The sequence below is a fragment of the Verminephrobacter eiseniae EF01-2 genome, assembly GCF_000015565.1.
GTDB classification, from domain to species: Bacteria; Pseudomonadota; Gammaproteobacteria; order Burkholderiales; family Burkholderiaceae_C; genus Acidovorax; species Acidovorax eiseniae.
Window position 1 is genome coordinate 1,724,214 of record NC_008786.1, and the last position, 13,985, is coordinate 1,738,198.

Sequence of the window (13,985 nt, forward strand, 5' to 3'; positions counted from 1 at the left end):
TCATGGTCAATAAAACATCTTCGGAATCCAGAGCACGATCTTGGGTATGTAGGTGATCACGCCCAGGCTCAGCAGCAGCGGTATCAGCCAGGGCAGGATGGCCATCGTCGTGCGCTCCAGGCTCAGGCCCGAGATCCGCGCCAGCACGAACAGCACCATGCCCATCGGCGGGTGCAGCAGGCCGATCATCAGGTTCAGCACCATCACCAGGCCGAAGTGGATCGGGTCGATGCCGAGCGTGCTGGCGATCGGCAGCAGGATCGGCACCAGGATGGTGATGGCCGCCGTCGGCTCCAGAAAGCAGCCCACGAAGAGCATCAGCAGGTTGGCCAGCAGCAGGAACACCCACGGCTCCTGGGTGAAGGCGAGCACCCAGGCGGCGATGTCGGTCGTCACGCCGGTGACGGTGAGCATCCAGCCGAAGATCGATGCCGCCGCGACGATCAGCAGCACCGTGCTCGTGGTCTCTATGGTGTCCAGGCAGACCCTGATGAACATCTTCCACGACAGCGTGCGGTACCAGGCAAAGCCCAGGATCATGGCCCACACGCAGGCCGCGATCGCGCCTTCGGTGGGGGTGAACAAGCCGGTGGTCATGCCGCCGATCAGCAGCACCGGCGTCATGATGGGCAGCAGCGCCTGGAAGTCGAACAGCTTGTCGAGCACGAAAAGGCAGGCCAGCCCGGCGAACACCGTCAACTGCGCCGGCGTGCCGAGCCTGACCACCAGCAGCCACAGCAAAAGGGGCCAGCCGATCACCACGAGCAGCTCCGCCAGCGCCTTGAACAGCCGCGTGCGCGAGAACTGCACGTCCGCGCCCCAGCGGTTCTTGTGCGCGTAGTAGGCCACCGTGAGCATCATCAGGATGGCCAGCAACGCGCCGGGCAGCAGGCCCGCCAGGAACAGCGCCCCGACCGACACATTGGCCATCATCCCGTAGATCACGAACGGCAGGCTCGGCGGGATGATCGGGCCCAGCGTGGCCGAGGCCGCCGTCACGCCGACGGCGAACTCGGTGGAATAGCCATGCTCCTTCATGGCCTTGATCTCGATGGTGCCCAGGCCGGCCGCGTCGGCAATGGCCGTGCCGCTCATGCCCGCCATGATCACCGACCCGAGCACGTTCACATGCCCGAGGCCGCCCTTGAGCCAGCCGACCAGCGCCAGCGCGAAGTTGTAGATGCGCGTGGTGATGCCGGCGCTGTTCATCAGGTTGCCGGTCAGGATGAAAAACGGCACGGCCAGCAGCGGAAAGCTGTCGATGCCGCTGACCATGCGGTGGATGACCACGAACGGCGGCAGCGGCTGGCTGTCGCTCGTCAGGATGTAGACCAGCGCGGCGCCCGCCATGGCGATGGCCACCGGAACGCCGCCGGCCATGAAGAACAGGAAGATGATTTTCAGCATGGGCTTGGGTGTCGCGGGGCCGGGTGTCAGCGCTGGTCCAGCGTGGATTCGGGTTGCGTGAGCACGCTGTAGCCGCGCTGCCAGTGGATGCACAGCACCTGCAGCGAACGCCAGGCCATCGCGGCGAAGCCGAACGCGCAGGGCGCGTAGACCACGTTCATCGGCAAATCGACGATGGTCATGCGCGTCTGGTTGCCGATCTTGAGCATCATCTGCACCGTCATGACCACGGCCGCGACGAAAAAGGCGGTGCGCAACAGGTCCACCGCCATCGAGAGCAGGCGGCCCAGCGCGCGCGGCATGTGGCGGTAGAAGAAATCGACCTGGATCTGGTTGTTCTTGGCCACGCCCACCGCCGCGCCGATGAAGACCACGGCGATGAGCATGTAGCGCGCGACCTCCTCGGTCCAGGCGGCCGAGTCGTTGAGCACGTAGCGCGTGACGAACTGGTAGAGCACCGTCAGGCCCAGCAGCCAGAAGATGGCCAGCGCAATCCAGCCTTCGGCAATGGTGCCTGACAGACAGACCGCCTCGTCTTGCGCGTGGAACCGGCCTTCGTCGTCGATGGTTTTTGCAGGCTCGTTCATGGCTGCGTCGGGGTGCCGGGGGCGGGCTTGCGGGCTTGCAGGCTTACTTGAGTGCCAGGATGCGCTCGTAGTCTCGTTGGCGATAGCCATGGTCCGTCGGCTTGGTGGCCAAGAGCACGGCGGCGCGGAAGGCGTCCCTGTCGACCGTGATCACATGGTTGCCCCGGTTCTTGAACTCCTGCGCCAGCCGCGCCTCGGACGCGATGATTTCCCGGCCGGTCTTTTCGGCGGCCTCCTGCATCACCTCGGTGAAGATCTTCTTTTCATCCGCCGAGAGCTTGGCCCATAGCTGCCCCGAGCAGATCGTGAGCAGCGAATCGACGATGTGGCCGGTCAGCGAAATGTTCTTTTGCACCTCGAAGAACTTCTTGGCTTCGATGGTGGGCAGCGGGTTCTCCTGCGCATCGACCGTGTTGTTCTGCAGGGCCAGGTACACCTCGGCGAAGGCAATGGGCGTCGGGTTGGCGCCCAGCGATTTCGGGAAGGCGAGGTAGGCCGGCGCGTCGGGCACGCGGATCTTCAGGCCCTTCATGTCTTCGGGCTTGCGCACCGGCCGTGCCGCGCTCGATGTCACATGGCGCGCGCCGTAGTAGCTGAGCGCAGTGATGTGGTTGCCGCTCTTGTCGTCGTAGCCCTTGGCGAGCTCGTTGAAAACGTCGCTCTTGGCGTACTTCAACTGGTGCTCGGCGTCGCGGAAGATGAAGGGGAAGTACGAGACCGCCAGCGGCGGGTAGATGCGCCCGGCAAAGCTCGCACCCGACAAAATGATGTCGACCATGCCGAGCGTCAGGCCCTGGTTGATGTCGGCTTCCTTGCCGAGCGTGGAGGCCGGGAACACCTGCACCTCGTAGCGGCCGTTGGTGCGCCTTTTGATCTCGTCGCCGGCCCACACCGAGTATTTGTGAAACGGTTCCGATATCTCGTAGACATGGGCCCACTTGAGCTTGGTCTGCGCAGCGGCGATGCCCGCCATGCCGAGGCTGGCGGCGGCCAGCGCGCAGGCGGCGAATGTCCGGAGGAGGGTGCTTCGTGGGTTGCTCATGGTGCTGTCTGCGGGGTGAATGCGGGGTGGAGGTGGTGGTTCATTGGATGGCCAGGATGCGCTCGTAGTCCCGCTGGCGCAAGCCATGGTCGGTCGGCCTGGTGGCCTTGAGCACGGCCTCGCGGAAGGCCCTCTTGTCGACCGCGATCACGTTGTTGCCCTTGTTCCTGAACTCCTGCACCAGGCGCGCCTCGGCGGCGAGGACCTCGTGGCCGGCCTTGTCTGCGGCTTCCTGCATCACCGCGCCGAAGACCTTCTTGTCCTCGTCCGAGAGCCTGGCCCACAGCGTGCCCGAGCAGATGGTCAAGAGCGATTCGACGATGTGGCCGGTGAGCGAGATGTTCTTTTGCACCTCGAAGAATTTCCTCGCATCGATCGTCGGCAGCGGGCTTTCCTGCGCATCGACCGTGTTGTTTTGCAGCGCCAGGTAGACCTCGGCGAGAGCGATCGGCGTCGGGTTGGCGCCCAGCGCGCGCGGAAAAATCAGCGTGGCCGGCGTATCGGGCACGCGGATCTTCAGGCCCTTCATGTCCTCGGGCCGGGCCACCGGGCGCGCGGCGCTGGAGGTGACATGGCGCGTGCCGAAGTAGCCCAGCGCCGTGATGTGGTTGCCGCTCTTGTCGTCGTAGCCCTTGGCCAGTTCCTTGAACACATCGCTCCTGGCGTACTTGATCTGGTGCTCGGCGTCGCGAAAGATGAACGGAAAGGCCGAGACCGCCAGCGGCGGGTAGAGGCGGCCCGCGAAACTCGGGCCGGCCATGATGATGTCGACCGTGCCGAGCGTCAGGCCCTGGTTGATGTCGGCTTCCTTGCCGAGCGTGGAGGCCGGGAACACCTGCACCTCGTAGCGCCCGTTGGTGCGCCTCTTGATCTCGTTGCCGGCCCACACCGAGTATTTGTGAAACGGTTCCGATGTCTCGTAGACATGGGCCCACTTGAGCTTGGCCTGCGCAGCGGCGATGCCCGCCAGGCCGAGGCTGGCGGCGGCCAGCGCGCAGGCGGCGAATGTCCGAAGGGCCGTTCGTTGGCTGCTCATGGTGTCGGGGATGCGTGTCGGGAGGAGGGGCTGGCATGCCGGGTCGGCATGTCAGGTCGACTTGGTGCGGCGCCAGTTCACGCTGAAACGGCGGTGCGATTTGTCCATGTGCGCGTGCATCGCGTCGCGCGCGGCCCCGGCGTCGTGCGCGGCGATCGCGTCGCGGATGGCTTCGTGCTCGGCAATGGCGACGCGCCAAGAGGTCACGGTCTCGAAATAGCCGCCAAGCCGCATGAAGATCGGCCCCTGGCGCGAATCCCAAAAGCCCTGCACCGTCTCCACCAGCACCGTATTGCCACTGGCGCCGGCGATGGCCAGGTGAAAGGCGCGGTCGCCGTCCAGCGGCGCAACCCGGCGCTCGGCCTGTTCGTGCATCGAGGCGATGGCGCGCGACATCGCGTCCACATCCTTGCGCTTGCCGCAGCGGGCGGCGATGGCGGCAGTCTCGCCCTCGACCACGCGGCGCGCGCGGATCAGTTCCAGCGGCCCCCACTCCGAGGGCGCCACGGCCCCGGACGGCGCCACGGCCTCGGCAGACGCCACGGGCCGGCGCGCGCGGTCGAGCACGTACACGCCCGAGCCGATGCGCACCTCCACCCAGTCCTCGACCTCCAGCGCGATCAGCGCCTCGCGCACCGACGGCCGGCTCACGCCCAGTCGTTGGGCCAGGTCGCGCTCGGCAGGCAGCCGCGCACCGGCGTCGAATGCGCCCTGGGCGATCAGGGCGCGCAACTGCTCGGCGATCTGGCGATACAGGCGTTGGGGTTCTACGGTCTGCAGTGGCACGGGACGGGTGGCGCAGGCTGGCCCTGCGTTGGACGACGATCGAAAATTGGTAAGGCCAATTCAGGATACGGCGCCTTGCCCGCTCCACCCATCGGGTCAAACCCGAGTCCGCCGTCGCAGCCCTGCCGCCGGTGCCGGCGTCGGTGCCGGCGTTGGGCAGGCCCGGCCATCCGTGCCGGTGCGCTGGCCGCCTTGCCGCACGGGATCGGTGCGCGGCGGGCGCCGGGGCGCGCCGGGCCGGTGGCCGCCACGGTCACGCAGCGCCCGCCGCCCGGACCGGGCGCGGCGCAGGGCGGCCGTTTGGCCGGACGCTCAGGGCGCAAGCCCCACCGTCATGCCACCGCAGACATACAGCACCTGGCCGGTGGTAAAGCCCGCGCGCGCATCGAGCAGCGAGGCGACCTGGTGCGCTATGTCGTCGGGATGCCCCATGCGGCGCAGCGGGATGGTGTCGAGAATGCGCTGCGTCGCAGGCGCGCCGGGCGGGTTCACGCGCTCGAAGAGTTCGGTGGCAATGGGGCCGGGGCCGATGGCGTTGACGGTGATGCCGTCGGCGGCCAATTCCAGGGCCAGCGCGCGCGTGTAGCCGTGCACCGCGGCCTTGCTGGCCGCGTAGGCAATGCGCTCGGCCTTGCCCAGCGCGGCGCGGCTGGAGATATTGACGATGCGCCCAAAGCGCGCTGCGCGCATGGCCGGCAGCAGCGCCTGCACGCAGAGGATGGCCGCAGCCACGTTGACGGCCATCACGGCCTGCAGGTCGGCGCTGGTGACGGCATCGATGGTTGCCGGGCGCACGACACCGGCGTTGTTCACCAGGCGCGTGACCGGCCGTTCGGCCACGGTGCGTGCCAGGGCGGCGCGCAGCGCGCGCTCGTCGGCCAGATCCACCGGCACGAAAGTTTCGCGCGCGCCCAGCGCGACCGGGGGGACGATGTCGTAGTTGAGCACCTGCAGGCCGTCGGCCATCAGGCGCGCCGCCACGGCGCGACCGATGCCACGGCTGGCGCCGGTCACGAGCACGGCGCCTTCCTGGGCGTTGTCGGCAGCGCGCACCGGGGTGCCTTCGGCTGCGGTATGAGCGCCTTCGGGCGGCCGGGCGGCGCTCATGATCGACCGTCCTGGCCGGGGGCTGCTCCGGCGGGCGCCGGGGTGCGCGCGCACAGGCGGGCGACAGGGGTGTGGGCACAGGGGTGGGCAGAGCGGGTCATCGGAGGTTCTCCTTCAGCGGGCCATGGCGGCCAGTGCCCGCTGAAGGGCGGCGCGCCAGAAAAAGTCGATCGCACACATATGGATGGGGTCATGGGGTCATGCTCCTTCAAACGGCGGCAGTTTGCCCGAACAGCGCGCCGCGCACCTCGACCACCCGGCGCCAGCGCCCGCTCCCGGGCGTCGCGAAGGGGTGTATTTTCATCTTCGCCATGGCTGCTGCGCATTGAATGCAAGTCTTGGCAGGAAACGGCACACCTCATCCGTCCACAGAGCACTGCCGAGCGCTCAGGCGGCAGCGGCACGCTGCAACCGGTCGCGCACGCCTTCCCAATCGGGGGTCGCGGGCGGGGTTTCGATCCAGATCAGTGGCACGCCTGCGTCGTCCAGGCTGCGCAGCACGGCAAACAGTTGTTGCGCGGTGGCGCTGGCGTCATCGGGCATGCGCCGCAGGATGGGTCCGGGCGCGGGCATGCGCAGCGCAGACCGGGCGTAGACGGCCATCGGGGCGGTGGCGGCGGGGGCGGAGGCGGCCCACAGGTCCAGGCTGGTCTGCAAGGCCCGGGCGTCCATCAGGCGAACCTTGGCCCTGGGGGCATAGTGGGCCGCCAGCGTGCCCGGGGCGCGGGGATCGAGGGCCGGCAACTCGGCGCGCGACAGCGGCGCGATGCCGCAGGCGGCCGCGATCTGCGCGCGCGTGATCGAGCCGGGCCGCAGCAGCACCGGCAGGCCGCGCGTGCAGTCGACGATGGTCGATTCGATGCCCAGCGCGCAGGGCCCGCCATCGAGCACCAGCAGCGCGGCGCCCAATTCGTCCTGCACATGCTGCGCGGTGGTCGTGCTGACCCGGCCAAAGCGGTTCGCGCTGGGCGCGGCCAGGCCCCGGATGGGCGGGCCGCCCTGGTCATGGCCCTGGTCCGTGCCGCCCTCGGGCGGCGGCGCCGCGCAGGCCCGCAGCAGCGCCTGCGCGACGGGGTGCGCCGGGCAGCGCAGGCCCACGCTGTCCTGGCCGCCGGCGGCTGCGCTGGCCACGCCTGGCCGGCGCGGCAGGATCAGCGTCAGCGGCCCGGGCCAGAACGCATCGGCCAGGGCCTGGGCAAAGGCCGGCAGCGCGCGCGCGAAGTGGGCAATGCCTTCGGCGCTGGCCACATGCACGATCAGCGGGTGGTCGCGGGGCCGGCCCTTGGCGGCAAAGATTTGCGCCACTGCGGCATCGTTGCCGGCGTCAGCCGCCAGGCCGTACACGGTCTCGGTGGGCAGGCCCAGCAGCGCGCCGCTGCGCAGGGCGCGCGCGGCTGCGGCGATGGCGCGGGGGTCGTGACCGTCGAGGATCATGCTCGGTCAGCGTCGAGGATCATGGTCAAAATGGCGCGATGCCCAGCAGGGCCGCCGCTTTCAGGGCCGTGGCGCGGGCGGCCTGCGGGCTGGGGCCGGTGACGTTCAGGTGGCCCATCTTGCGGCCCGGCCTGGCCTGGCCTTTGCCGTACAGGTGCAGGTGGGTGCCCGGCAGGGCCAGCACCTCGGCCCAGGGCGGGGTCTGCGCCACGGCGCCCTGCGCAAACCACAGCTCGCCCAGCAGGTTGAGCATCACTGCCGGGCTGTGCTGGCGCGGCGCGGTCAGTGGCAGGCCGGCCAGGGTGCGCAGTTGCAGTTCGAACTGCGACAGGTCGCAGGCGTTTTGGCTGTAGTGACCGCTGTTGTGCGGGCGCGGGGCGATTTCGTTGACCACCAGGCTGCCGTCCTGCAAGACGAAGAACTCCACGCACAGCAGGCCCACGTACTGCAAGCCGTTGGCGATCGAAATGGCCGCTTGCAGCGCTTGTTCTACCAGCGCCTGCGGCAGGTTTCCCGCATACACCTCGGTCACGGCCAGGATTGCGTCGCGGTGCAGGTTGCGCTGCACCGGCAGGTGCACGATGCTGCCGTCGGCGCCGCGCGCCACGATCACCGAGCATTCCAGCGCCAGCGCCAGCCACTGCTCCAGCACGCAGGGCTGTTGGCCGAGCGAGTGCCAGGCGGCGCTCAGTTCGGCAGCGGTCGTGACGCGCCGCTGGCCCTTGCCGTCGTAGCCCAGACGCAGGGTTTTCAGGATGCCGGGCAGCAGTTCGGCCGGTGCTGCGGCCAATTGTTCGGCCGAGGCGATCACGGCATAGGGCGCGCAGCGCACGCCACAGCGCACGAAATGGGCTTTTTCCTGTGCCCGGTCCTGCGCCAGGGCCACGGCGTTGGCGGCGGGCGCCACCGGGCGCCGGGCGGCCAATGTCGCCAGCGCAGCGGCCGGCACGTTCTCGAATTCGGTCGTCACCGCATCGGCCAGGCGGGCCAGTTCGGCCAGGCCCTGCGGGTCGTCATAGCCGGCCTGTATATGGTGGTGGCTGACTTGCCCGGCGGGGCTGTCGGGGTCGGGGTCGAGCACCACCGTGCCATAACCCATGGCCTGCGCCGTATGCACGAACATGCGGCCCAATTGGCCGCCGCCGAGCACGCCCAGGGTGCGGCCCGGCAACAGCGGCGCCTGCGGGCGCAAGGCGATCGGGGCGGCGCCAGGCGCGGTCATGTTCGCGTGGTGCTGCATCTCAGCCGCGCCCCGTGCAACGGGCGCAGCCCGCACCAGGGGCGCAGGCACATCGGGGGTGGGGGGTGTTCCGGATCGTTGTCCACATCTTCATGCCTTCATGCCTTCATGCTCTCATGCGACGGGCGGCAGGGTCATGCGGCGCGCCGCCTCGGTCTGTTCGGCGCGAAAGGCTTGCAGGCGCTGGCGCAGCGCGGGGTTTTCGTTGGCCAGCATGGCCACCGCAAACAGCGCGGCATTGGCCGCGCCTGCGCTGCCGATCGCAAAGCTGGCCACCGGAATGCCCCGGGGCATTTGCACGATGCTGTGCAGCGAATCGACGCCCTGCAAATGGCGGCTGGCCACGGGCACGCCCAGCACCGGCACCGTGGTCTTGGCGGCCAACATGCCGGGCAGGTGGGCGGCGCCCCCGGCCCCGGCGATGATGGCCTTCAGGCCGCGCCCGGCGGCGGCATCGGCATAGGCCCACATGTCGTCCGGCATGCGGTGCGCCGAGATCACGCGGGCCTCATGGGCGATGCCGAACTGCTCAAGAATCTGCACGGCATGCCGCATGGTGTCCCAGTCGCTGCTGGAGCCCATGAGCACGCCGATCTGTAGGGTGTTCATCGGTGGGTGTCGTTCGGGCGCTGCTACGGGTCGCAGACCGACCCGCAGCCGGCGATTGTACTTTTTGCACGTCCCCGCGCTGCAGGGCCGGTGGCGATGCGCCAAAATAGCGCGCTGCACGTTTCACCGGCCCCGGCCCGAACACCATCATGATTGACGTCACCGTAGAGAATTTTGAAACCGAGGTGCTTGCCGCCTCCGCGCATGTGCCCGTGCTGGTGGACTTCTGGGCCCCCTGGTGCGGCCCCTGCAAGTCGCTCGGCCCGGTGCTGGAAAAGCTCGAAACCGAGTATGCCGGCCGCTTCAAGCTGGCCAAGATCGATTCGGACCAGCAGCAGCAACTGGCGGGCATGTTCGGCGTGCGCAGCATCCCCACCTGCATGTTGCTGATGAACGGCCAGCCGGTGGATGGCTTCACCGGCGCGTTGCCCGAAAGCCAGTTGCGCAGCTTTCTCGACAAGCATTTGCCCAGCGTCGCAGAGCTGGTCGCCAACGCCGAGGAAGAGCAGGCTTTGCAAGCCCTGGCCGAGGGCGATACCGACACCGCGCTGGAGAAGTTGCAACATGCCGTGATGGCCGACCCGGCCAACGACGATGCCCGCTTCGACTACGTCAAGCTGCTGCTGCAACTGGACCGCGCGGGCGACGCCAGAACGGCCTTTGCCCCGGTGCTGGCCAAGGCGGCGGGGTCGCGCAAGTTCGGCGCGCTCAAAGCCTGGCTCGATGCGCTCGATTTCGCCGCCACGGGCGCATACGACGCCGACGCCGAGGCCGGCTTTGCGGCCAGGATCGCCGCCAACAAGCGCGACTTCGACACCCGCTACGCCCGCGCCCGCTGGCTCATGGCCGGCCAGCGCTGGACCGATGCGCTGGACGAACTGCTGGAAATCCTGATGCGCGACAAGGGCTGGAACGATGAGGCGGCGCGCAAGACTTGCGTGGCCGTGCTCGAGATCATCGAGCCACCCAAGCCCAAGGTGGCCGAGGGCCAGATCCCGCCCGAAGACCCGGTGGTGGCCAGCTACCGCCGCCGCCTGTCGAGCGTGGTGCTCAGCTGAAACCGGGCCGGGACGGCGTTGCGCGCGGGTGCATGGGGGCATGGCTGTGCGGCCTGGTGTCGCGTCACCGATCATCTGTCGGTCTGCGCTGGCCATCGAAGCGCATCGCGGCGTTGCATCGCTTGCCAATACGCTCGGTATTGGCTGCGCGATGCGCCTTGCGCTGCGCTCCGATGGCTGCGCGCAGCCTACGACATCTGACCGGTGACGCGACACTATGTCGCGTCACCGATCATCTGTCGGTCTGCGCTGGCCATCGAAGCGCATCGCGGCGTTGCATCGCTTGCCAATACGCTCGGTATGGGCCGCACGCTGCGCCTTGCGCTGCGCTCCGATGGCTGCGCGCAGCCTGCGACATCTGATCGGTGGCGCGGCACTGGTCTGTGCTTTGCTGGCCGGCTGCGCCAGCCGCCCGCCGGCGCCCGACGCCGTGGTCTCCGGTGTGGCGCTGACGCGCGAGCGGGTGCTGCTGCCCCCCGAGGCGGTTTTCGAAGCCACGCTGCTCGATGTCACCGACCCGGACCGGCCCCCGGTGGTGCTCGGCCGCCAGCGCCGCGCGCCTGCCGGGCCGGCGCCCTATGCGATCTGGATTGCCTACCCCTCGGCGCACTTTCTGCCCCAGGGCCGCTACGAGGTGCGCGCCAGCGTCACGCTGCAAGGGCGTTTGCTGCTGGCCAGCAACCGGCGCCATCCGGTGCCGCAGGCGCCGGCCTGGCGCCATGTGGATGTGCTGCTGGAGCGCCTGCGGCCACAGCCGGCCACGCAGCAGGCGGCAGTGCCGCTGACGCTGACGCATTGGCGGCTGGTGGCCATCGACGCCGAGACCCTGCCGCGCCCCGCCGAAGGCGAGGTGGCGCCGCACCTGGTGCTACAGGCCGGTGAGGCCCGCGCCACGGGTTCGGGCGGGTGCAACCGGTTTCTCGCCGACTATGCCTTGCAGGACGCGCAACTGCGCTTTGGCCGCCTGGTCAGCAACATCGCGCTGTGTCTGCGCAACGGCGCTTTGGAGCAGCGTTTCTTCGCCGCCCTGGGCGCGGTGCACAGCTTTGACCAGCAGGGCCGGCAGTTGCTGCTGCGCGGCGCCCAGGGCCAGCCGCTGCTGCGCCTGGAGGCGGCCGAGACGGCGCTGCGGTGATGCGGGCGGGCCTGTGGCCGGCTGGCGCGATTCCCGTCGCGCTCGGGCTGCCGCAGCGCAAGTGGCTCGATCTGCTGCGGCGCAAATCCCGACCAACTACCGCGCGGTGAGCCGCTCCAGCGCCTCGCGGTACTTGGCGGCCGTGCTTTCGATCACGGCCTGGGGCAGGCGTGGCGCGGGCGGCGTTTTGTCCCAGGGGCGGCCGCCCACCTGCGCCTGCTCCAGCCAGTCGCGCACGAATTGCTTGTCGTAACTCGGCGGGTTGCGGCCTGCGGCCAGCGCGGCGGCATAGCCTGCGACGGGCCAATAGCGTGAGCTGTCGGGCGTGAGCACTTCATCCATCAGCACCAGGCGGCCATCGGGCGCCAGGCCGAACTCGAATTTGCTGTCGGCAATGATCAGGCCCTTGGCCAGCGCGATGGCTGCCGCCGTCTGGTAGATGGCGATGCTCAGGTCGCGGATGCGCGTGGCCAGATCGGGGCCGATCAGCGCCACCGTGCGCGCAAAGCTGATGTTCTCGTCATGCTCGCCCGCCATTGCCTTGGTGGCGGGCGTGTAGATCGGCTCGGGCAGCCGGGCGGCGTTGCCCAGGCCGGCGGGCAGCGGCAGGCCGCAGATCGATTGCGTCGCCTGGTATTCCTTCCAGCCGCTGCCGGCCAGGTAGCCGCGCACCACGGCTTCGATCGGGATCGGGGCCAGCCGCTGCACCAGCATCGAGCGGCCCCGGATCTGCGGCGCTTCCCGGGCGCTGACCACGCTTTCGGGGTCTGCGCCGGTCAGGTGGTTCGGGCACAGATGGCCGAGTTGGTCGAACCAGAACAGCGCCATCTGCGTGAGCAGCGCACCCTTGCCCGGAATCGGCTCGCCCATGATCACGTCGAACGCGGACAGGCGGTCGCTGGCCACCATCAGGATGCGGTCCTGGCCCACGGCGTAGTTGTCGCGCACCTTGCCGCGCGCCAGCAGCGGCAGCGAGGTCAGCGCAGAGGTGTGCAGGACGGCGCAATGGGTCATGGTATGAGGGTATGGGCGGTCGGTGTCCGCGAGCGGGCAGGCGCGCAAGACGAGGGGCATGGCGGGAACGTCGGCCGGGGCGGCGCCAGCGCCATTGCAATATGGCAATGGGCGCCAGCCAGGCAGTGGATTTTACGCGCGCGGCGCCGGCGCCGGACACCATGCGGCACACTGTAGGCCCTGCAACCGATATGGCCGCCGCCGGCCACTGCCTGTGCCCTCTGACAACCCTGTGCTCAGCCCGAGTCGCGAACGCTGGCTGCTGTTGACCCTCGCGGGCATTCAATTTACCCATATCCTTGATTTCATGATCATGATGCCGCTGGGGCCGCGCTTCACGCAGCTGTTTGCCATCAGCGATGCGCAGTTCGGCCTGCTGGTCTCGGCCTACACGCTGTCGGCCGGGGTCTCGGGCCTGCTGGCCGGCACCTATGTCGATCGCTTTGGCCGCAAGCGGCTGCTGCTGGTGCTCTACGGCCTGTTCGGGCTGGCAACGCTGGCCTGCGGCGTGGCGCCTGGCTACGCGCTGCTGATGGTGGCACGCATCCTGGCGGGGGCCTTCGGGGGCGTGCTGTCGGCCTTGTCGCAGACCATCGTGGCGGATGTGGTCCCGTTCGAGCGGCGCGGCCGCGCGATGGGCATCGTGATGACCTCTTTTTCCGTATCGACGGTGGCCGGCGTGCCGCTGGGGCTGCTCCTGGCCCAGTATGGCGGCTGGCACCTGCCGTTCTTTGCGATTGCCGCGCTGGTCGCGCTGCTGGCCCTGCAGGCGGCGCGCACGCTGCCGACGCTGACCGCGCATCTGCAAGCGGCCCGTGGCAGGACGGCGCTGGGCGGCATCACGCAGGTGCTGGCCGACCACAACCATCGCTGGGCTTTTCTGTTCTCGGCGCTGCTGATGTTCACCGGTTTTACCGTGATCCCCTACATCACCATTTACATGCAGACCAACGCCGGCGTGCGTGCCGACCAGGTGCCTTTGCTGTACCTGTGCGGCGGCCTGGTGACCTTGTTCACGGCGCGCCTGTTCGGCCGGCTGACGGACCGTTGGGGCAAGGTGTTCACGTATCGCCGGCTGGCGCTGGCCTGCACCTTGCCGCTGCTGGCCATCACGCTGGTGCGCGGCGTGCCGCTATGGGCCGTGATAGCGGTGAGCACGCTGATGTTCACCTTCCTGAGCGGGCGCATGATTCCGGGCATGGCGATCGTCGCTTCGGCCGCGCAGGCGCCGTTGCGCGGCACCTTCATGACGCTGAACACCTCGGTGCAGTCTGCCGCCATGGGGCTGGCCTCGTTCGTCGGGGGCTTGCTGATCAGCCGCGATGCGCAGGGGCTGGTGCAGCACTACTGGATGGCGGCCCTGGTGGGCATTGGCGCCAGCCTGCTGTCGATGGTGGTGGTGGGCAAGCTGCAACTGTATGGCGCGGCGCCATCGGCCCCGTCGAGCGAACCGCAGGCTGCGGCGGCGGCCCAGTCCGGGCAGGGGGCACCGAGTGCACGGGGCAGCGACTGAACTTCATCGATCACGGA

At 69.0% G+C, this 13,985-nt stretch carries 14 protein-coding genes; 4 read left to right on the top strand and 10 right to left on the bottom strand.

The features are described 5' to 3' along the window. Nucleotides 1-6: 6 nt before the first annotated feature. The 9 genes from VEIS_RS07490 to purE form a co-directional block, all read right to left on the bottom strand. Entirely contained in the window at nt 7-1,407 is a 1,401-nt protein-coding gene (locus tag VEIS_RS07490) for a TRAP transporter large permease (RefSeq protein ID WP_011809304.1), read from the bottom strand. Between the two features lie 26 nt (nt 1,408-1,433). Beyond that, entirely contained in the window at nt 1,434-1,994 is a 561-nt protein-coding gene (locus VEIS_RS07495) for a TRAP transporter small permease (RefSeq protein WP_011809305.1), read from the bottom strand. A gap of 43 nt (nt 1,995-2,037) precedes the next feature. Next, the gene (locus tag VEIS_RS07500) at nt 2,038-3,036 is read right to left on the bottom strand and encodes a sialic acid TRAP transporter substrate-binding protein SiaP (protein WP_011809306.1); all 999 of its coding nucleotides are present in this window, start codon (nt 3,034-3,036) and stop codon (nt 2,038-2,040) included. Nucleotides 3,037-3,076: 40 nt separating this feature from the next. After that, nucleotides 3,077-4,072 carry a sialic acid TRAP transporter substrate-binding protein SiaP gene (locus tag VEIS_RS07505; protein WP_011809307.1) on the bottom strand — a complete coding sequence of 332 codons (996 nt, stop codon included), beginning with the start codon at nt 4,070-4,072 and terminating at the stop codon, nt 3,077-3,079. A 51-nt stretch (nt 4,073-4,123) separates the two neighbouring features. After that, complete coding sequence (locus VEIS_RS07510; RefSeq protein ID WP_011809308.1) at nt 4,124-4,858, bottom strand: FadR/GntR family transcriptional regulator; 735 nt, start codon at nt 4,856-4,858, stop codon at nt 4,124-4,126. Between the two features lie 312 nt (nt 4,859-5,170). Further along, nucleotides 5,171-5,965 (bottom strand): SDR family oxidoreductase, encoded by a 795-nt coding sequence (locus VEIS_RS07515; RefSeq protein ID WP_011809309.1) that lies wholly within the window; start codon nt 5,963-5,965, stop codon nt 5,171-5,173. Between the two features lie 387 nt (nt 5,966-6,352). Then, a complete protein-coding gene (locus VEIS_RS07520) occupies nt 6,353-7,399 on the bottom strand; it encodes an L-threonylcarbamoyladenylate synthase (RefSeq protein ID WP_011809310.1) in 1,047 nt (348 codons plus the stop codon). Nucleotides 7,400-7,424: 25 nt separating this feature from the next. Then, on the bottom strand, nt 7,425-8,621 hold the full coding sequence (locus tag VEIS_RS07525; RefSeq protein WP_049774046.1) for a 5-(carboxyamino)imidazole ribonucleotide synthase: 1,197 nt from the start codon (nt 8,619-8,621) through the stop codon (nt 7,425-7,427). 132 nt (nt 8,622-8,753) lie between these two features. Next, nucleotides 8,754-9,248, bottom strand: coding sequence for a 5-(carboxyamino)imidazole ribonucleotide mutase (gene purE / locus VEIS_RS07530; protein WP_011809312.1), 495 nt, complete (start codon nt 9,246-9,248; stop codon nt 8,754-8,756). Between the two features lie 149 nt (nt 9,249-9,397). Between purE and trxA the strand changes: the two genes are divergently transcribed. From trxA to VEIS_RS07540, 3 genes are read left to right on the top strand one after another with little or no spacing between them, the layout of a single operon-like run. Further along, complete coding sequence (gene trxA / locus VEIS_RS07535) at nt 9,398-10,306, top strand: thioredoxin (protein ID WP_011809313.1); 909 nt, start codon at nt 9,398-9,400, stop codon at nt 10,304-10,306. A gap of 56 nt (nt 10,307-10,362) precedes the next feature. After that, complete coding sequence (locus VEIS_RS28390; RefSeq protein WP_157048438.1) at nt 10,363-10,668, top strand: hypothetical protein; 306 nt, start codon at nt 10,363-10,365, stop codon at nt 10,666-10,668. Continuing rightward, a complete protein-coding gene (locus tag VEIS_RS07540) occupies nt 10,641-11,441 on the top strand; it encodes an META domain-containing protein (RefSeq protein WP_157048707.1) in 801 nt (266 codons plus the stop codon). The genes VEIS_RS28390 and VEIS_RS07540 overlap by 28 nt, the downstream gene beginning before the upstream one ends. Before the next feature lie 96 nt (nt 11,442-11,537). Here VEIS_RS07540 and VEIS_RS07545 read toward each other — a convergent pair whose 3' ends face one another. Then, complete coding sequence (locus VEIS_RS07545; RefSeq protein WP_041950639.1) at nt 11,538-12,455, bottom strand: phosphoribosylaminoimidazolesuccinocarboxamide synthase; 918 nt, start codon at nt 12,453-12,455, stop codon at nt 11,538-11,540. Between the two features lie 232 nt (nt 12,456-12,687). On the opposite strand from VEIS_RS07545, the gene VEIS_RS07550 reads away from it, so the two are divergent. Next, nucleotides 12,688-13,968, top strand: coding sequence for an MFS transporter (locus VEIS_RS07550; RefSeq protein ID WP_011809316.1), 1,281 nt, complete (start codon nt 12,688-12,690; stop codon nt 13,966-13,968). Nucleotides 13,969-13,985: the final 17 nt, after the last annotated feature.